Here is a 16,735-nt window from a genome sequence, read left to right on the forward strand (position 1 = left end):
TTGCGATAGGTGAGCAACTCATTCCAGCTGCGAGCTTAAAGATAAAAAGGAAAATAAGGAACGATAGATGCAGTCGAAATGCCCCAAATCGGGGCCTATCTCACCATTCTATCGCCCTTTCCAGCAGTCGGACTCCAGCTCCTCCAGAGCCTCTATGAGCCCTTCCGCCGCCATTGCCAGGAAGTTCTGTCCCTTCTTTATGGTGGCTGGGGCGGGATTTCCCATGATCCCATTTCCCATCAGGTGGCGGACATCCTTCATTATCAGGAATCTGGGCCTTGGGGGAAAATGCTCCTCTGGCAGTCCCTTGACCAGGTCTTTGCGAATGACCATCATCATCGAGGTCTCTATCTCTCCGGCATGCCCGTCATGTGGCGTCTCTGCTGCCTGAGGATCGATCAGATCGAACAGAGATACCAGGCTGACCCGGAATTCGCGTTCCTCCAATGCCATCTGGCAGGCCTCTTTTAGGGCGGACATATGCTGGCTCCCGGCATGGCCGGTTAGGATCAGGACATTTTCGAATCCGCTATCTGTAAATGATATCAGCACCTCTTTCACATATGAGCGCAGGGCATCATGCCCCACAGTGATGGTGCCGGGAAAGCCTCGGGTGCTGCGACAGACCCCGTAGTGGATGGGCGGAGCCAGGAATACCTCTCGCTTCTGGGCAACAGTGCGTGCCGTCTCCATGGCCTGGATGGTATCGGTGATCGTGGGGAGATGAGGGCCATGCTCCTCGGTCGCTCCCACGGGCAGGATCACCGTTCTGGTTACCTTCAGCCCCTCTTCGATCTCCGGCCAGCTCATCTCCTCCAAGAGCTTCATATGTTGATGCTCGCTCCTGCCAGAACATACTCCTCTGGGACCCTCAGACCGTAGACGACATTGCCTACGTATAGGGTGTAGTTCCCCCCCGCCTTGGTGTCAAATTGCGTCCCACCGGATATAGGGCCTTCAGTCGAATATGGCAGCACCAGGACAAACTGGCCATCTGAATTGCTCACATTTGATTGTCTGTACTCGAACATCCTGTTCTGATTGGTCTGGATGTCTATGGAGGCCATAACCGGAGTTCCTGCCGGAGCACTCCCTTTGACCACTGCACCCGGCACATTCTCGAAGATCTTGACCCACTTCTGGCCGCTGGAGGTGACTGGCGTCTCTGACTCATGCACCAGGCGGAAGTGCTGCAGGGCCTCTAAGGGTACGGGGGAAACTGCCGGGCTGGTGGAACCGATCTCTGCCATATATCCTTTCTCTTTGCTGGTTCGGACGAACTCCTCCAGTTCGGTGAAGTTGCTGCTTATCTTAGGCGCTTCGGTGAGGACGGGAACTATCACTCCCTCTTCCATCTCCACTCCCTTATAGGACAATCCTATTCCCTGATTTCCTGCCATCTCCGATCCATCGAAGAAGAACATTCGCGCAGTCATGGATTTAAAGTAGGGCTCTCGCCAGATCTGGAACTGGCCATATTCTCCACCTTGTTCCTGCAAAAATCCGCCGACATAATTCGAATTAGATATGCCGCTCCATGCGGCCATGGCATGGAACTTTCCGGTGGCCATCTGCTGATCGACCATGACGTACTTGGTATTCATATACTTAGATCTATTCTGGTCCAGCTCAGCCAGCACCTTCTCCGCCTGGCTCTCGTTCTCCGCCAGGAAGAAGGGAGATGATCCCGGCGTGTTCTGGGTGACGCTGCCTATTCCCTGCTGGAAGGGATTGGCATTGGGAATTCTGTGGCCAACGACCTCTATCAGGTGGCCGTAATCCCACCAGGACATAATGCCGTAAGCAGAATCATTATACTCGTACTTGCCGCTGGCAGGGTATTGGTACTTCTCATAGAGCTCCATTCCCGGGCTGGGGGTATTGTCCTTTAGCCAGGTGGTGGAGGTCAGCCAGTCAGATTCCGGGCCGCTTGCGCCTCGAGCGTAGACTGTGCTCCAGCTCATGCTGGGCAGTATGATCAAAGCGAAGATGAATATCGCAGCGGCAATTGTCTTGAGGTTTGACCTTACAAGCCTGGAGGGATCCTTCAGGTTACCAATATCCAGGTCCATATCCTCGATGCCCAGCTTTTGGAGGATATATACCACCAGAAATGCCGTTAGCACGGCCACATTAACCCCATAGTAATAGCCAAATCTGTTCTGGGCGAGGATCATGACCAGCATGATCAGTGACCATGATAATATCGCTATATCCACAGGCCTCTGCCTCCAGATATTCCTGAATGCAAGCAGGAGAAGAGCCACCAGGGCGAAGGTGAATGTCGACAGGAGAAGGGCGATCATGCTATTGGTATGGAAGGAAAAGATGCCTTCTATCCAGCCGATGCCTGGGAACCAGGTTAGAACATTGTTGACATTGGCAAATAATGGCGATGCCTCGCCGATGGTGGCAGCTCCTCCTGTCTTCTGCTGGAAGATGGACAGTCCCGCCAGCAGGGGACGGGTGAACTGGGGGATGGCGATATAGAGTATGCCTGTGCCGATCAGCGTCGCAGCAGCGATCGATCCAGGATAATAGTACCTCTTGAGGCCTTTCTGGTTGAGATATCGGGACAGAAGGGCGAAGACCAACGCCGCTGCCGCGCCTATGAGAAGGCTGGTCGGCTGGAAGAGACTGTAGTAATAATGGTTGAATCCGTAGTAGGGCTTGACGAAGGGAAGAATGGGAATGATCGCCACTATGAAGGCGATGGCTGCGATGATGCCCAGGTAATCGATGCTCTTCCCCTTCATATGATCGAAGATGCTCTGCCAGAAGACGAAGAAGAGTATCACGCCTACAAACAGGAATCCAGACGACCAGGCATCGATGTACAGCCCCAAGAAAAGCCCTGACAGGGCGGAGAAGATGAGTGGGCTCTTGAACTTGGACCAGTCATCTTTGAGGGAATCGAAGGTCATGCGTCTTCCGGAGCGGAGTGCCATGAGCAGGAACATCATGGCTATGGTGCTGAGCAGGATCTCGGCCGCATGGTGATCAGTGAATCCCAATGTGGTGCGGCTGAATACCTGGCCGGGAATGACGGCGATGATTAATGCCGATATCAGTCCACAGTTCTTGCCTGCCAATTCCCTTCCAATGAAGTAGATGGGGAAGACCAGAAGCGCTCCCAGAACAGCAGGCATAATGGCTCCAACCGTATCCACCAGATGCATGCTGGGGTTGCCCAGGCCCAGTATTTCAGAGACCAGGGCGATTGCCCAGCTGTGAAATGGGCCGAAATGCAATGTCGTTCCATTGGGGAAGTTGGTCATGGGATCGAACCACAGCCTCTGATGGTTGATCACCACTCCTCTGGCCAGCATCATGTGGTACCATGCATCAGTTTCGCTGCTGAAGACGACGCCGTTATCTGTGAATACCAATTTCCAATTGTAATAGGTGCGCAAAAAGAGCGAGACTGCTGCAGCAACAATTAATCCTGCGTAAATCAGGATATCGTTGTTCTGCCACAAGCACGCTGCGCTTTTTGATTTTGCCTTCTTTTCCAAAGGGGTAGGCGGCAAATCCTGCGGCTTGGCCTCCTGAACGCCAGCGGCGGTTTTTTTGCCATCATCACCCTTTCCTACGGATCTCTTAGACATCAGAGCCCACAAGACCATTCTATCCTCATAAACGTTTTGAATCACCGGTAGCCAAAAGCAGAGATATGCAAAAAAAATTATGGGCCCGACGCGATTTGAACGCGTGACCTCACGGTTATCAGCCGTGCGCTCAACCTGGCTAAGCTACGGGCCCGGTCCGCACTCTGCATTGATGGACCCATTAATAACTGTTTCCCTGCCAGAGCTCCCGATCGCTTGAAGGGAGCCCGGATAAATGCTGTCAGGCGAACCTAGGCTGGATTTGACTGCCTTCAAGGGGTTGCGGATCGATAAGATTCGCAGAGGCGGCGTCTGCTTAGCGATGGCGGGTGGGGGCAGATCTTCAGCTCTTCGACAGCCTTAAATCGATGCAGATTGATTAAGTACTGGTGCTTATGGACTCTACCAATATTGAAAATGATGATGCTAAAGAGATTAGAGAGGACAGGGAGAATAGGGGAGATCTCGAAGGCCTTTACGATCTGGCTATACCCTTGAGCATGCCGATTACCGTTATACGCGAGCTGGTGGAGAAGTTCGATGTCGAGCCTGTATTGCGGCCGGGTAAGATGGATATGACCGGCGAGGTGATGGACAGAGAGATACTGGTGCTTAGGGGGGACCTGGAGACTGTTAAAGCGGTCGAGAAGTACATGTTCGAGGCCCTGGACAGGAAGATTGCAGAATGGAATAGCACTGATAAAGAAGAGAAATATAAGAAGTACTATGAGGAGCAGTCCCGTCTGAGGTTGAAGGAGGTAAAGGATAATCCAGATGCAGTCAGCAACTGGGAGCTTACTTCCGATTGATGGCGATTTCTATCAAGAATCAATCTATCAATACCCATTTGTTCTTTCCCTCCCAGAGCTTCAGGGAATAGAGCTTGATCGATGTGGTCTCCATCTCTTTTTTCAGCCGCTCTGCAATCCACAAAGCGATGCTCTCAGCGGTGGGATTTGGAAGAGTATCATTCAGGCAGCTATGATCCAGCTCCTGCAAGGTGGCCCCAATTATCTTCTTGAGCTGATAGAAGTCGATGACAAAGCCGTCTTCTCCTACCTCCCCTTCCACCACCATCTCCACCTGGTAGGTATGCCCGTGCATGCAGGCGCATTTGCCCTGATAGCCGGGAAGGCTGTGGGCGGCATCGAACTCTGTGGTCAGGCCTAGCTTCATTCCTGAGCGCGCCCCCGCCTTCTGTCTATCTCATCCAGTTGATCGAGCATCTTTCGCAGAGCAGATCTAACTGCATCTGAGAAGCTCACGAACTTCTTTCTCTCTCCTACATGGGCCTGAACATCATCGAAGATGTGCTGGGGTATCTCCACTGTGACCTTGGGCATAAATCCTCTCTATGGAAATCGATCTTGGGCGCAAGCTGGCAAGGCGCCTTCTTGCAGCATGGCCCAAAGAATACTCCGGGCTTATTAATAGCTTTTCATAGCAGCAGATAAGATCCCGATTAATGGGCTCATCGCTTCGTATCCACATCCCCTTAGCACTGGACGGCATCTGCGGGTGCATCCGCCAGAATCCGCAGAGCCTCTGCCTCCATGAAGTGCAGTCTTGCAGGGATGATCAGGATATGTAACGGACCGCCCAGGCTATAGCCCTGCAGACGGGGGAGGAGGTCAGCCTTCACTGAGGCGTCAGGGGCTCCTGCCCTGGCGATGCCCACAGCAATCGCCTCCATAAGACCGCTTTCTCCTGCATTGGCCTCCATCTCCATGAGCAGAGCTGTCCCCTCATTCGCCGTCATGTACCTCTCAACCGGCTCCATCTGGATGTCGAGGAATAGCATGGTATGGAGATTGCGCTTCTGGTTCTCCCTCAACACCTGGTATGGTGTCTGAGGAATGATCCTGCGGCCACGGGAGACGTAGGGGAAGGGAATGGTGGTTGATCGGCCGAAACGGTAGTTTTGCAGTCCGCACAGGCCGGACACGGCTGTGACAATGGAGCTGGAATGAATCACGCGAGTCTCAATTCCCATCTTGATCGCTCTGAGCCTCAGGTCCAGGTGGGTGGTGGAGACCATGGCGTCGCCCCCGGAGAGAAAGACTATATCCTTATTTCGGCCTTCCTCCAGCCAGGATGGGTCCACCTCTACCTCCTGTCGCGAGAGGGGATGGATCTTTCGCCCATAGAGCGCTTCCATCTTCTCCAATGTGGTTCCCATCAGCCGGGAGGTATAGAACTCGGCGTAGATGCAGTCTGCGGCGCGGACCGCCTCCAGGCCTTTGAGAGATATATCTCTTTCATCATAAAGCCCGAGACCAACAAAGTGGAGCATGGTTATTCCTGGGGTCGCCGGTTTAAAAAACTCCCTCTGGAGGCAGTTCGTCAGATCTATATTCCATCCCTGTAGAGATGGAGGTATGATTGGCAGGACAACTCAAGTAGTCGATTGCCGGGAGAGCATGGGCCTGGCCAAGGGGGGCGGACTGGCCCAGAGGGGCACACTCTCTGAGGCGACAAAACCGGATGTAATCGCTATAGCCATGTCACCGGGGCGGCGACATATTACCAAGCCCGTCTGCGAGATGACATATGGCCTGCGCAGGGAGGGGATCCAGACCAGCGTTCTGGTTTTAGAGGCAGGGACCGGGGTTCCGGAGAGCTTTCCTCAGGGGTCGCGAGGTTACGGCCCGACCTTCGGCCTTTCCGAGAAAGAGGTAGAGCAGATAGCGCGCCATAAGATCGCCGTCTTCCATCTGGGAAACGTGCGATCCCATGTGATCTTTAAGGCGAAGGAGATCCTCTCTCAGGTGGACATTCCCGCGGTGGTGGTGGCCCAGTGTCCCATGGACCTGGAGGACTTCGCTAAAGAGGGGGTGAAGACCAGGTTGGTCAAGCCCTCCCGCCAGAAGACGCAGACCCTTGGGGAGGTGGTGGATCTTGTCACCGGCATCACCAGGGGGGCGACCTGCAATCGGGTCAAGCTCAACCAGCTGGCCAAGGTTTTAAACAAGCATCTGGCAGAGATAAGCGAGCGCGAAGCGCGAGAACTGGCCAAAAAGCAGAAGCGATGAATGGATTTTAATACTATTTTTTCATAGGGATGGCGCGAATGAAGCTGATGGTGATTTTAGGGGACGGTATGGCCGATCTCCCCCTGGGGGAGCTGCAGGGAAAAACTCCCCTAAAGGTGGCAAAAAAGCCCAATATGGACCTACTGGCACGGCTGGGGAGAAGCGGACTGGCATTGACAGTCCCGGATGGATTTCCACCGGGCAGCGACGTAGCCAACCTCTCAGTGGTCGGTTACGATCCTCGCAGGTATTATACCGGCCGCGCTCCTCTGGAGGCGGCCTCCATGGGAGTGCATCTAGGTGAGAGTGATATCGCTTTTCGCTGCAACCTGGTCACCATAGAAGATGGCATAATGAGAGATTACAGTGCCGGGCACATCAGCACCGGAGAGGCCAGTGAGCTGATCGAGGCAATAAAGCCCCTGATGCCGAATGAGAGATTGTATGCCGGTGTTAGCTACCGACATCTCCTGGTCCTGCAAAAGGGGGCGGGAGCAGTCTGCACCCCGCCTCATGACATCAGCGACCAGCCGGTGGCTGACTATCTGCCCCAGGGAGAGGACGCAGAGGTGCTTTTAGAGCTTATGGAGTCGGCAAAATCGGTGCTGTCCGGCCATCCGGTGAACCGGAAAAGGATCCAAGAGAATAAGAGGCCAGCCAATGCCATCTGGCTATGGGGCCAGGGTCCAGGGCCATCGATGCCCTCCTTCCTGAGCCTGTATGGCCTGACCGGGGCCATGATCTCTGCCGTGGATCTCCTCCGGGGCATCGCCGTTTATGCCGGATTGGAGGTGATAGAGGTTCCCGGAGCCACGGGAACGATTGACACCAACTACTCCGGTAAGGTGAAGGGAGCTCTTGAGGCTCTCTCCCGTCACGACTTCGCCTATCTGCATGTCGAGGCCCCGGACGAGGCCAGCCACGAGGGCGACCTGGAGGGGAAGATCCGGGCTATTGAGCTTCTGGACCAGATGGTGGTGGGACCGGTGATCGAGGGGCTGGAAAAGAGCGGAGAGGACTGGCGCATTCTCCTCCTGCCAGATCATGCCACCCCCATATCCATCAGGACCCATAGCCGGGATCCGGTTCCTTTTGTCATCATGGGACGGGGCATCGAGCCGGACGGCTTAGACCGCTTTGATGAGCAGTCGGCGGAGCAGGGTGGATATGGCAGGGTCGATGCAACCGCTCTAGTCCGAATGCTGGCCGCATAATGGCTCTTCTGGGTATGGATAAGCTGGATCGCTTTCGAGGCTGTCTGTTGGGGGGTGCAGCAGGGGACGCACTGGGGATGCCTACAGAAGGGTATACAGCAGGAGAGATCCAATCCATTTTCGGTCGGATGGTGGATATGATGCCCCCTCCGGTGGGGCATTTTCATGCTGGCCTCCGGGCCGGCCAGTTCACCGATGATACAGAAGAGACTCTGATCCTTGCCGAGTCGCTCATTGAGCACTCCGGCTTCTCAGCAGACGGTTTTTCCAGCAAGCTCGCCAGTTGGGGATCTAGCTGGTGCCTGAACGAGCGGCTCTGGAGCGGAGTGGGATTTGCCACCCGTTCTGCAATAATGAGCATGATCGCTGGCACCCCCTGGCAGGAGTCGGGCATCAGCATCCCCACATGCGGATCAGCCATGCGCGCGGCTCCCATCGGTCTATTATATCATTCCGACCTGGACCTGGTAAGAAGCTATGCCGATCTGCAGAGCCTGCCCACCCATTCCGCACCCGCCTCTCGGGCAGGAGCGGTCGCTGTAGCAGTGGGCGTCGCCCTCTGTCTTATCGACCTCCCCAAGGAGACAATCCTTGAGAGTGCCGCCCGCCAGGCTGGCCGGGTGGATCGGGAACTGGCAGAGCGGCTCATTTGGGTCCAATCCCTTCTCGATCTTCCGCCGGAGGAGGCCATGGGCCGGATCAGAACTTCTCCTCTGTCTAAAGAGACGGTGGTATCTGCTTTTTACTGCTTTTTGCGATTCCGGCCGGAGGAGGGGCTGATTGCTGCAGCCAGCGGCGGAGGTGACACCGATTCTATCGCCTCCATCGCTGGAAACCTATTTGGCGCAGCTTATGGAACCAGATGGATACCGCAGCGCTGGCTCGTGAGCCTCGAGCAGAAGGAGAGGATTGAAGGCATCGCAAAGGAGCTTTTCCATCTATGTGAATCCTGCTGTCCCCAATAGGCGCGGCGAATTTATATCAGTAGCTCTCTGGGAACCTTCATGATAGATGTAGGAATTATCGGTGGATCGGGCTACACCGGTGGGGAGCTCTTGCGTCTCCTTGCAAACCATCCCGAGGTCGATGTGAAGCTTGTCACCTCCCGCAAGCTCTCGGGAAAGCCTGTGAGCCTGGTTCATCCTCATCTTAAGAGCATTTACGCTTTGAATTTCGAGGCGCTCAACGCGAAAGAGGCGGCTGAGCGCTGCGATATAATCTTCACTGGGGTTCCCCATGGGACGGCAATGGATTGGGTGCCCGATCTCCTGGATGCCGGGACGAGGGTGATCGATCTATCCTCCGATTACCGCCTGCCAGTGGATGTGTTCGAGAAGACCTATGGCATGAAACACCGCGCTCCAAGGGATGCTATCTTTGGCCTGCCGGAGCTTCATTCTGAGGTGGCAGAGGCAAAGCTTATCGGTAACCCTGGTTGCTATCCTACGGGAGCCATCCTGGCCTTGGCACCTCTCGCCCATGCTGGGCTGGTGGATCGGGTGGTCTATGACTCCAAATCGGGGATCTCTGGTGCAGGCATTGAGCCTACGGAGACCAGCCACTATCCCAATATGTCCCAGAATGTTATTCCCTATAAGATCACTACCCACAGGCATGTCCCAGAGATAAAGCAGGAGCTTGGGCTTCTCTCGCCTGGGATCAAGGTGAACTTCACCCCCCATGTCATTCCCTCAGTCCGCGGTATTCTGACCACTGCTCACGTATTTGCCAAAGAGGGGGCAGAGACCACCCTGCAGGATCGTGAGGCTGTGGCCCGGATATACCGGGATTTCTATAAAGATGCCCCCTTCGTCCGCATGGCAGATGTCGTTCCCCGCCTTGGCGCTGTCCGGGGATCCAACTTCTGCGATATAAGCTTCGAGCCGGAGAAGGGCAGCGACAGAATCGTGGTAGTATCCGCCATAGACAACCTGGTGAAGGGCGCATCCGGCCAGGCCATCCAGAACATGAACCTCATGGCGGGACTGGATCAGAGGACTGGGTTGTGGTTCCCGGGAATGGCGCCTTAAAAGAGGCAAACGTAGAAGAGGTGGATACAAATGAAGGTCAGAGATGTGATGAACGTCATGCCGGTTTCGGTGCAGGCATCGGCGAACGTGAGCGAGGCAGCCAGGCTCCTCAAGGAAAACAAGATCAGCGGGATGCCGGTTTTAGATGGTGAGAGGCTGGTGGGAATTGTATCAGAGTCGGACCTTCTCCGTCTCTTATCGGTGGAGGACGAGTCTGAGGGGAGTCTGTGGCTCCCCAGCCCCTTCGAGATATTCGAGGTCCCCTTTCGGGACCTGGTGAAATGGGAGCGGATGCGGTCCAGTTTGAAAGAGATCCCCGAAAAGGAGGTTGCTGATGTGATGAGCCGGAACCTGCATGAGATCGGGCCGGACGACTCCATAGAGGAGGCAGCAAGCATTATGACCCGCCACCGGATCAACCGCCTTCCGGTGGTCGAGGACGGTCGGTTGGTAGGGATAGTGACCCGTGGCGATATCATATCCGGTCTGGGGATGGCCCATGCAGAGGATTAAGGGCGGGATATGCGCCATTGACGGGGTGCGCGCCTGCGGAGTGCGGGCGGGCAAGTACGGCCTGGCTCTAATTGCTGCTTCTGGAACAGCAGCCGGCATGTTCACCACCAACCGGGTAAAGGCTGCTCCGCTGGCTGTCACCGCAGAGCATCTGGCCAAAGGCCATCTGGATGGCATAATCGCTAATAGTGGCTGCGCGAACGCCTACACCGGGCCGCAGGGGGTCGAAGATGCGAGGATGATGGCCTCTCTATTGGCCGGATTTCTGAAGAGCGATGAGGAGCGGATCGCCGTGGCCTCGACTGGGGTCATAGGCCGTTATATGGATATGGATATCATCGGCCGCCTCTTCGAGGAGGCAAGAGGGCGCTTGAGGTCTGATGGGGAGGCCGGCCTGGAGGCGGAGAGGGCGATCATGACCACCGACACCAGGGAGAAGGAGGTAGCTGTAGAGCACCAGGGACTCCGGGTGGCAGGAATAGTCAAGGGTGCGGGCATGATCGAGCCTAATATGGCTACTATGCTATGCTTTCTATTTACCGATGCCGACTTCTCCCCGGAAGTGCTCAAGAGCTGCCTGGCTGATGCCGTCCGGGATAGCTTCAATATGCTCACCGTGGATGGAGATACAAGCACCAATGATATAGTCCTCCTCACCGCGACCGGTCGGGCGCAGGGCAGGATAGAGGACTTCCAGCAGGCTTTGCGGTACGTCTGCGTGGATCTCGCCCGCCAGATGGCCAGGGACGGGGAGGGGGCGAGCAAATTCTTCGAGACCCTGGTTACCGGGGCCCGCAATGAGGCTGATGCCCGGCTGGCGGCCAAAGCGGTGGCAAAGAGCAGTCTGGTTAAGACTGCAGTCTATGGGGCGGATCCCAACTGGGGAAGGATCATCTGCGCTGTGGGCTACTCCGGGGCGGAGATGAATCCGGACCTGGTCACCTTGGGGCTGGAAGGCTCGGGGCTGAAGGTCGATCTCGTCTGGAAGGGCCGGATCGCAGAGGAGGTTCTGGACAAGGCCCGAGAGATCATGTCCGGGGAGGAGATCATAATAAACATCGACCTGGGCCTGGGAATGGGGAGCGCGCGCAGCTTTGGCTGCGACTTGACCCATGAGTATGTGAATGTGAACGCCAACTATACCACCTGATATGTTCCGGGATCAGCGTTTGGGGGAGATCAGCGAGGACATTCTCGATTATCTGTCCAGCCGTAAGGCTGATCAGAGGATATTCCTGGCCGATCTGCTGGTGGACAGGGCCCACCTGGTGATGCTGAAAGAGATGGGCCAGATATCCGAAGAGGTCGCATCGAAGATCATTGCTGCTCTGGATGAGATCGAAGAGGGATCTGCCCTTGGGGCTGGAGAGGATGTTCATGAGGCCATTGAGGCGGCAGTCATTGCTCTGGTGGGTCCTGAAGGGGGGCGAATGCATACCGGCCGCTCTCGTAACGATGAGGTGGCGACATGCATTCGCATCGCACTGAGGGATGATCTGCTCGATCTGATGGACGGGGAGCTCTCTTTCATCAAGACGCTCGTCCGCCTGGCGGCGAATCACAGGGAATCCGTCATCCCTGGGTTCACTCACACCCAGCATGCTCAGCCCACCACCCTGGCCCATCATCTACTGGCCCATGCCGATGCTGCCCTTCGGGATCTGGATAGGCTAAAGGATGCCTATAGGAGGGTCAATAAGAGCCCCCTGGGCGCAGCTGCCTTCGCATCCACTGGATTTGATATCGATCGTGCCCGGACTGCTGATCTCCTGGGATTTGACAGCCTGGTGGAGAACAGCATGGATGCCGTCTCCAGCCGGGATTTCGTCCTGGAGGTCCTGGCGGCACTCTCCATTGCCATGGTCAATTGCAGCCGCCTGGCAGAGGAGTTGATCCTCTGGTCCTCATCCGAGTTCGGCTATCTGGAATTGGACAACCTCTATGCTACCACCAGCTCCATCATGCCCCAGAAGAAAAATCCGGATACTGCGGAGCTGGCCCGCGCCAAGACCGGCTCGGTGATAGGATCTCTAGTGGCCGCTTTATCCATCTGCAAGGCTCTGCCAATGAGCTATAACCGGGACCTCCAGGAGGTGACGCCCCATCTATGGCGAAGCCTGGACTGGACGCTGAGCACAGTTAGGATCCTGGATGGATGCCTATCCTCATCGAGGTTCAACCTTGAGCATCTGAAAGAGAGTTCAGTCTTGGGTTTTTCCACCGCCACCGAGCTGGCCGACTCACTGGTGAGAATCACAGGAATGCCATTTCGCACCGCTCATAGTATCGTGGGCCGGATCGCGGCCGGAAAGGGTGAGCCCACAATGAGGACCTTAGATGAGATCAGTCTGGAGATCTGGGGGTCTCCTGCCAGCGAACGGGGCTTCTCCAATGACCATCTATTGAGGGCGTTGGACCCGGTGAGCAATGTGGCTCTGCGAGCGAACGCCGGCGGCCCTGCTCCGGAGGAGACTGCAAGGATGATTGAAGAGAGGATGAGACTGATCGCAGAGGAGGAAAAGAATCTGGCCGGAATGCGAAGTCGAGTGGACGGAGCGATTGAGGTTCTGCGGGCCATAGGGCGGTCGGATATCCTAAGGGACTTGAAAGGAGATTGATGATTATGAGCACACTGGTGACAGGTGGCGCGGGTTTTATCGGCTCGAATCTGGTTGAGGATCTCTTGCGGGCAGGAGAGGATGTGCTTGTACTGGATAATATGCACACCGGAAGCGCTGAGAACCTGGCGGGTTTGGAGGGCCGCCTGGAGCTGATCCAGAAGAGCTGCAACGATCTGTCCACCCTGGATATTCATCCCCAGAAGATCTACCATCTGGGAATACCCTCATCCTCGCCCATGTACAAGAGGAATCCATACCTGGTGGGGGAGGCCATTAACGGCTTTATCTCGATCTATGAGCTGGCCCGGAGGTCAGGATCGAGGGTGGTCTATGCCTCATCCTCCTCTCTTTACAATGGTATTCTTCCTCCCCACCGCGAGGATATGGCCATTGGGGTGGCCGACTACTACACCGAGGCCCGGCTGGCCATGGAGCGCATGGCAGAGCTTTATCAGAGGCTTTACGGCATAGCCTCGGTGGGCTTGAGGTTCTTTTCCGTTTACGGTCCCCGGGAGGAGGCAAAAAAGCAGTATGCGAACATGGTCACTCAGTTCCTCTGGGATATGAAAGCGGGCAAAAGGCCGCTTGTATACGGAGATGGCACTCAGACCAGGGATTTCACCTATGTTCTGGATGTAGTGCGGGCAATGCGGCTGGCCATGGATTCGGACTACCATGGGATACTGAATGTGGGAACGGGCGAGGCCTGGAGCTTCAATGAGGTGATAGAGCTCTTGAACCGGATGATGGATCTGTCCCTGGAAGCTCAGTACACCGAAAATCCCATAAAAAACTATGTCCTGCAAACCCTGGCTGATACCGCCAAAGCGAAAAGCACGATTGGATTCCGGTCGAGGTTCGGCCTGAAAGAGGGAATCGGAGAGCTGATCCGGTTCTACTGATGTCAGATAATATTCGCGAATCAGGAATTTTCTGCCGCCATGAATCTGTTATCTTTATACCATAACGTCGATCTGGAGAACCGCAAGACTGTACTGGACCTGATCGAGGTGAACGAGAGGGCGAAGATAATGGATTTGGGGTGCTCTGATGGCGAGTTTGCCCTGAGGATTGCCCAGAAGGCGAAAACGTTGAACATCTTCGGAGTCGAGTTTTTAAAGGAGGCTGCGCAGCGGGCCAGGAGCCGAGGAATCAGAGTCTGCCAGGCGGATCTGAACGAAATCCTGCCCCTGGCAGCAGAGAGCTTTGATGTCGTTCATGCCAATCAGGTGCTTGAGCACCTGTCCGAGACAGATCGGTTCATCAAAGAGGTTCACAGAATTCTCAAGCCCGGTGGTTATGCTGTCATATCTACACCCAATCTCGCCGGTCTGCATAACATATTATCCTTAGTTTTTGGCAAGCAGCCGTTCACTGCCCATGTGAGCAATGAGGTGATTGTGGGCAACTCTCTGGACCCTAAATGCGGAATGCTTCATGCGAGCAGGGGTGAGGTTCATTTGAGGATCTTCACCCCAGAATCTCTGCGAGAGCTGTTCAGCTACCATGGATTTGATGTGGAGCAACTGATTGGAGTGGGGTATTATCCCTTTCCCGGTCCGCTGGCCTCTGTTCTCTCGAGGCTGGATAGGATTCATTCCGTCTATCTGACTATGAAAGTGCGCAAAGCGGCAAAAATGATCTAACATAAGGCAGTAGACATGAAAATACTACAGACCCCGGCGAGGATCTTTGCCACCGGCGGAGTGGAGAGCTATGTTCGCAACCTCTCCAGAGAACTCATCGGGATGGGGCATGATGTGGGGGTGATATGCGCGGACGGGCCGGGGGAAAACGATATTGATCAGCGTATTCACACAAAAACACTGAAAAGCAGGGGGAAAATAGCCAATACCAGCATCAACCCGTATTTGCCATTGGCCTTGTATAGGGAGGATTTCGATATCCTTCACACTCATCTTCCCACTCCCTGGAGCGCTGACTGGAGCGGCCTGATCTCACGGTTAAAGAAAAGGCCTCTTGTCCTGACATATCATAATGACATAGTGGGTGAAGGATGGGCAGGCCAGATCGCCTGGATCTACAATAAAACCGCTCTGAAGCTGCTCTTGAAGTCCGCCGGCGGCATCATTGTGACCCGAAACCGGTATGTATCGCCATATCTTAAGGATTATGCCAGCAAGGTCTTCTTCGTACCCCTGGGCATAGATGTTGATGCCTTCAGGCCCAAGGAGGCTCCCCCGAAAGGCGATATATTTTTCCTCAGCGTCCTGGATGAGTTCCATAGGTACAAAGGGCTGGAGGTCCTCTTTGCTGCCTTGAAGATCATGAAGCAAGAATTGCCCGATGTGCGACTGGTGGTGGGAGGGAGGGGCTGCATGTTCGACCATTATAGGCGTATGGCCGACTCTCTGGGCATCGGTGATAACGTAAGCTTCGCTGGCTTTATCCCCTCCGAGAAGCTCATCGAGTACTACAATGGATGCAAGCTTTTTGCCCTCCCCTCCACCGATCCCAGTAGAGAGGGTTTTGGGATCGTTCCCCTGGAGGCTATGGCCTGCGAAAGGCCGGTGGTTGTCACCGAGATCATGGGCATGGCCAGAGACATTAATGAATGTGGGGCAGGAATGGTGGTGAGATGCAATGATAAAGAGGCTCTGGCATCGTCCATGCTCGCCATCCTGAAGGATGATGACCTGGCAGGAAGGATGGGAGCCGAAGGCAGGAAGCTCGCAATTGGAAAGTATAGCTGGCGAAGAGCAGCAGAGCAGATTGAAAGGGTCTACCGGGAATTGCTCTAGAGATGGAATTGATTAGCGTAATCGTGCTGAATTATAATGGCAAAGGATTCTTGGATGGCTGCCTCTCCTCCCTTGCCTCCCAGACCTATTCAGATTTTGAAGTGATAGTGGTGGATAATGGATCGAGGGACGGCAGTCCTGAGTATGTTAAGGAAAATTATCCCTGGGTCAGGCTGGCCAAAAACGATGAGAACCTGGGGTTTGCCGGTGGAACCAATGTCGGAATAAGGGCAGCGAAAGGGGAATTCGTCATCACCCTGAACAACGATTCCAGGGCGGACAGCCGATTCATAGAGGAGCTGATCAAGCCCATGGCCGATCCCGAGGTCGGAGTCTGTGCTGCAAAGATGCTGTTTCCCGATGGGCGCATCAACTCTGCCGGGATATGCATCTCCAGGAGCGGAGCTGCCTGGGACCGGGGGATGTTCGAGCCGGATCGAGGGCAGTATGAATTCGTGGAAGAGGTATTTGGAGCCTGTGCGGGAGCGGCGCTCTACAGAAGGGAGATGCTGGATGAGATCGGTCTTTTCGATGAGGATTTCTTTCTATACCTGGAGGATGTGGATCTGGCCTTTCGGGCCCGTCTGGCCGGCTGGAAGTGCTTATATGTGCCTGGTGCCAGGGTAATTCACCACCATGGAGGAACTGCCGGAGTGGGATCGGATCTGGCCGTCTATTATGGCAACAGGAATATTGTATGGTATCCGATCAAGGATTTTCCGTTCAGGCTTCTGATCACCTCTCTGCCTTTTATAGTGGCCAGAAATTTGGCAGTTATCCCCTACTATGCTCTGCGCGGCCAGGGTGGGGTCATCCTTAAATCGAAGCTCGATGCTCTGAAGGGCGTCGTAAAGATGATGGAAAAGCGAAAGGATGTCGTGTGCCGGGCAGATTATTCCCAGATCAAGAGATTCGTTGAGATCTGGGGCAGGATGAAGGGGCATTAGGATAAAGA

17 protein-coding genes and 1 tRNA gene are annotated in these 16,735 nt (G+C 55.0%); 12 read left to right on the plus strand and 6 right to left on the minus strand.

The genetic code is table 11. The annotated features are described in order from the left end of the window. Nucleotides 1-108: 108 nt before the first annotated feature. From MCON_RS06145 to MCON_RS06155, 3 genes are all read right to left on the minus strand, one after another. Nucleotides 109-828: a creatininase family protein gene (locus MCON_RS06145; RefSeq protein WP_013719146.1), complete on the minus strand. Its 720-nt coding sequence runs from the start codon at nucleotides 826-828 to the stop codon at nucleotides 109-111. Beyond that, on the minus strand, nucleotides 825-3,608 hold the full coding sequence (locus MCON_RS06150) for an oligosaccharyl transferase, archaeosortase A system-associated (RefSeq protein WP_157863702.1): 2,784 nt from the start codon (nucleotides 3,606-3,608) through the stop codon (nucleotides 825-827). The genes MCON_RS06145 and MCON_RS06150 overlap by 4 nt, the downstream gene beginning before the upstream one ends. 80 nt (nucleotides 3,609-3,688) lie before the next feature. Then, nucleotides 3,689-3,762, minus strand: a tRNA-Ile gene (locus tag MCON_RS06155). 241 nt (nucleotides 3,763-4,003) lie between these two features. Here MCON_RS06155 and MCON_RS06160 point away from each other — a divergent pair. Then, on the plus strand, nucleotides 4,004-4,417 hold the full coding sequence (locus tag MCON_RS06160; RefSeq protein WP_013719148.1) for a hypothetical protein: 414 nt from the start codon (nucleotides 4,004-4,006) through the stop codon (nucleotides 4,415-4,417). Nucleotides 4,418-4,436: 19 nt separating this feature from the next. On the opposite strand, the gene queD is transcribed toward MCON_RS06160, so the two are convergent. The 3 genes from queD to dph5 all read right to left on the minus strand — a co-directional run bounded on the left by queD (nucleotide 4,437) and on the right by dph5 (nucleotide 5,901). Continuing rightward, nucleotides 4,437-4,784 carry a 6-carboxytetrahydropterin synthase QueD gene (queD, locus tag MCON_RS06165; protein WP_013719149.1) on the minus strand — a complete coding sequence of 116 codons (348 nt, stop codon included), beginning with the start codon at nucleotides 4,782-4,784 and terminating at the stop codon, nucleotides 4,437-4,439. Continuing rightward, nucleotides 4,781-4,951 (minus strand): ribbon-helix-helix domain-containing protein, encoded by a 171-nt coding sequence (locus tag MCON_RS06170; protein ID WP_013719150.1) that lies wholly within the window; start codon nucleotides 4,949-4,951, stop codon nucleotides 4,781-4,783. The genes queD and MCON_RS06170 overlap by 4 nt, the downstream gene beginning before the upstream one ends. 152 nt (nucleotides 4,952-5,103) lie before the next feature. Next, entirely contained in the window at nucleotides 5,104-5,901 is a 798-nt protein-coding gene (gene dph5, locus MCON_RS06175) for a diphthine synthase (RefSeq protein ID WP_013719151.1), read from the minus strand. Nucleotides 5,902-5,986: 85 nt separating this feature from the next. Between dph5 and mcrC the strand changes: the two genes are divergently transcribed. The 11 genes from mcrC to MCON_RS06230 are packed head-to-tail and all read left to right on the plus strand — an operon-like array spanning nucleotide 5,987 to nucleotide 16,727. Beyond that, nucleotides 5,987-6,640, plus strand: coding sequence for a methyl-coenzyme M reductase I operon protein C (gene mcrC, locus MCON_RS06180; RefSeq protein ID WP_013719152.1), 654 nt, complete (start codon nucleotides 5,987-5,989; stop codon nucleotides 6,638-6,640). A gap of 38 nt (nucleotides 6,641-6,678) precedes the next feature. Beyond that, nucleotides 6,679-7,854 (plus strand): cofactor-independent phosphoglycerate mutase, encoded by a 1,176-nt coding sequence (locus MCON_RS06185; protein WP_013719153.1) that lies wholly within the window; start codon nucleotides 6,679-6,681, stop codon nucleotides 7,852-7,854. Then, complete coding sequence (locus MCON_RS06190) at nucleotides 7,854-8,819, plus strand: ADP-ribosylglycohydrolase family protein (protein WP_013719154.1); 966 nt, start codon at nucleotides 7,854-7,856, stop codon at nucleotides 8,817-8,819. The genes MCON_RS06185 and MCON_RS06190 overlap by 1 nt, the downstream gene beginning before the upstream one ends. Nucleotides 8,820-8,858: 39 nt before the next feature. Then, nucleotides 8,859-9,884 (plus strand): N-acetyl-gamma-glutamyl-phosphate reductase, encoded by a 1,026-nt coding sequence (gene argC / locus MCON_RS06195; protein WP_013719155.1) that lies wholly within the window; start codon nucleotides 8,859-8,861, stop codon nucleotides 9,882-9,884. 30 nt (nucleotides 9,885-9,914) lie between these two features. Further along, the gene (locus MCON_RS06200; RefSeq protein ID WP_013719156.1) at nucleotides 9,915-10,397 is read left to right on the plus strand and encodes a CBS domain-containing protein; all 483 of its coding nucleotides are present in this window, start codon (nucleotides 9,915-9,917) and stop codon (nucleotides 10,395-10,397) included. Next, complete coding sequence (gene argJ / locus MCON_RS06205) at nucleotides 10,384-11,547, plus strand: bifunctional ornithine acetyltransferase/N-acetylglutamate synthase (protein WP_013719157.1); 1,164 nt, start codon at nucleotides 10,384-10,386, stop codon at nucleotides 11,545-11,547. The genes MCON_RS06200 and argJ overlap by 14 nt, the downstream gene beginning before the upstream one ends. Before the next feature lies 1 nt (nucleotide 11,548). After that, nucleotides 11,549-13,015, plus strand: coding sequence for an argininosuccinate lyase (gene argH, locus MCON_RS06210; RefSeq protein ID WP_013719158.1), 1,467 nt, complete (start codon nucleotides 11,549-11,551; stop codon nucleotides 13,013-13,015). Nucleotides 13,016-13,020: 5 nt separating this feature from the next. After that, the gene (locus tag MCON_RS06215) at nucleotides 13,021-13,920 is read left to right on the plus strand and encodes an NAD-dependent epimerase/dehydratase family protein (RefSeq protein ID WP_013719159.1); all 900 of its coding nucleotides are present in this window, start codon (nucleotides 13,021-13,023) and stop codon (nucleotides 13,918-13,920) included. 39 nt (nucleotides 13,921-13,959) lie between these two features. Then, entirely contained in the window at nucleotides 13,960-14,664 is a 705-nt protein-coding gene (locus tag MCON_RS06220; RefSeq protein WP_013719160.1) for a class I SAM-dependent methyltransferase, read from the plus strand. A gap of 15 nt (nucleotides 14,665-14,679) precedes the next feature. Next, the gene (locus MCON_RS06225) at nucleotides 14,680-15,780 is read left to right on the plus strand and encodes a glycosyltransferase family 4 protein (RefSeq protein WP_013719161.1); all 1,101 of its coding nucleotides are present in this window, start codon (nucleotides 14,680-14,682) and stop codon (nucleotides 15,778-15,780) included. Between the two features lie 2 nt (nucleotides 15,781-15,782). After that, nucleotides 15,783-16,727 (plus strand): glycosyltransferase family 2 protein, encoded by a 945-nt coding sequence (locus MCON_RS06230; RefSeq protein WP_013719162.1) that lies wholly within the window; start codon nucleotides 15,783-15,785, stop codon nucleotides 16,725-16,727. Nucleotides 16,728-16,735: the final 8 nt, after the last annotated feature.

Source organism: Methanothrix soehngenii GP6 (genome assembly GCF_000204415.1).
GTDB lineage: Archaea > Halobacteriota > Methanosarcinia > Methanotrichales > Methanotrichaceae > Methanothrix > Methanothrix soehngenii.

Excerpts from the sequence above, each read along its gene's own strand:
- MCON_RS06145 (WP_013719146.1), bottom strand. The coding sequence starts at position 828 with ATGAAGCTCTTGGAGGAGATGAGCTGGCCGGAGATCGAAGAGGGGCTG.
- MCON_RS06150 (WP_157863702.1), bottom strand. The coding sequence starts at position 3,608 with ATGTCTAAGAGATCCGTAGGAAAGGGTGATGATGGCAAAAAAACCGCC.
- MCON_RS06160 (WP_013719148.1), top strand. The coding sequence starts at position 4,004 with ATGGACTCTACCAATATTGAAAATGATGATGCTAAAGAGATTAGAGAG.
- queD (WP_013719149.1), bottom strand. The coding sequence starts at position 4,784 with ATGAAGCTAGGCCTGACCACAGAGTTCGATGCCGCCCACAGCCTTCCC.
- MCON_RS06170 (WP_013719150.1), bottom strand. The coding sequence starts at position 4,951 with ATGCCCAAGGTCACAGTGGAGATACCCCAGCACATCTTCGATGATGTT.
- dph5 (WP_013719151.1), bottom strand. The coding sequence starts at position 5,901 with ATGCTCCACTTTGTTGGTCTCGGGCTTTATGATGAAAGAGATATATCT.
- mcrC (WP_013719152.1), top strand. The coding sequence starts at position 5,987 with ATGATTGGCAGGACAACTCAAGTAGTCGATTGCCGGGAGAGCATGGGC.
- MCON_RS06185 (WP_013719153.1), top strand. The coding sequence starts at position 6,679 with ATGAAGCTGATGGTGATTTTAGGGGACGGTATGGCCGATCTCCCCCTG.
- MCON_RS06190 (WP_013719154.1), top strand. The coding sequence starts at position 7,854 with ATGGCTCTTCTGGGTATGGATAAGCTGGATCGCTTTCGAGGCTGTCTG.
- argC (WP_013719155.1), top strand. The coding sequence starts at position 8,859 with ATGATAGATGTAGGAATTATCGGTGGATCGGGCTACACCGGTGGGGAG.
- MCON_RS06200 (WP_013719156.1), top strand. The coding sequence starts at position 9,915 with ATGAAGGTCAGAGATGTGATGAACGTCATGCCGGTTTCGGTGCAGGCA.
- argJ (WP_013719157.1), top strand. The coding sequence starts at position 10,384 with ATGCAGAGGATTAAGGGCGGGATATGCGCCATTGACGGGGTGCGCGCC.
- argH (WP_013719158.1), top strand. The coding sequence starts at position 11,549 with ATGTTCCGGGATCAGCGTTTGGGGGAGATCAGCGAGGACATTCTCGAT.
- MCON_RS06215 (WP_013719159.1), top strand. The coding sequence starts at position 13,021 with ATGAGCACACTGGTGACAGGTGGCGCGGGTTTTATCGGCTCGAATCTG.
- MCON_RS06220 (WP_013719160.1), top strand. The coding sequence starts at position 13,960 with ATGAATCTGTTATCTTTATACCATAACGTCGATCTGGAGAACCGCAAG.
- MCON_RS06225 (WP_013719161.1), top strand. The coding sequence starts at position 14,680 with ATGAAAATACTACAGACCCCGGCGAGGATCTTTGCCACCGGCGGAGTG.
- MCON_RS06230 (WP_013719162.1), top strand. The coding sequence starts at position 15,783 with ATGGAATTGATTAGCGTAATCGTGCTGAATTATAATGGCAAAGGATTC.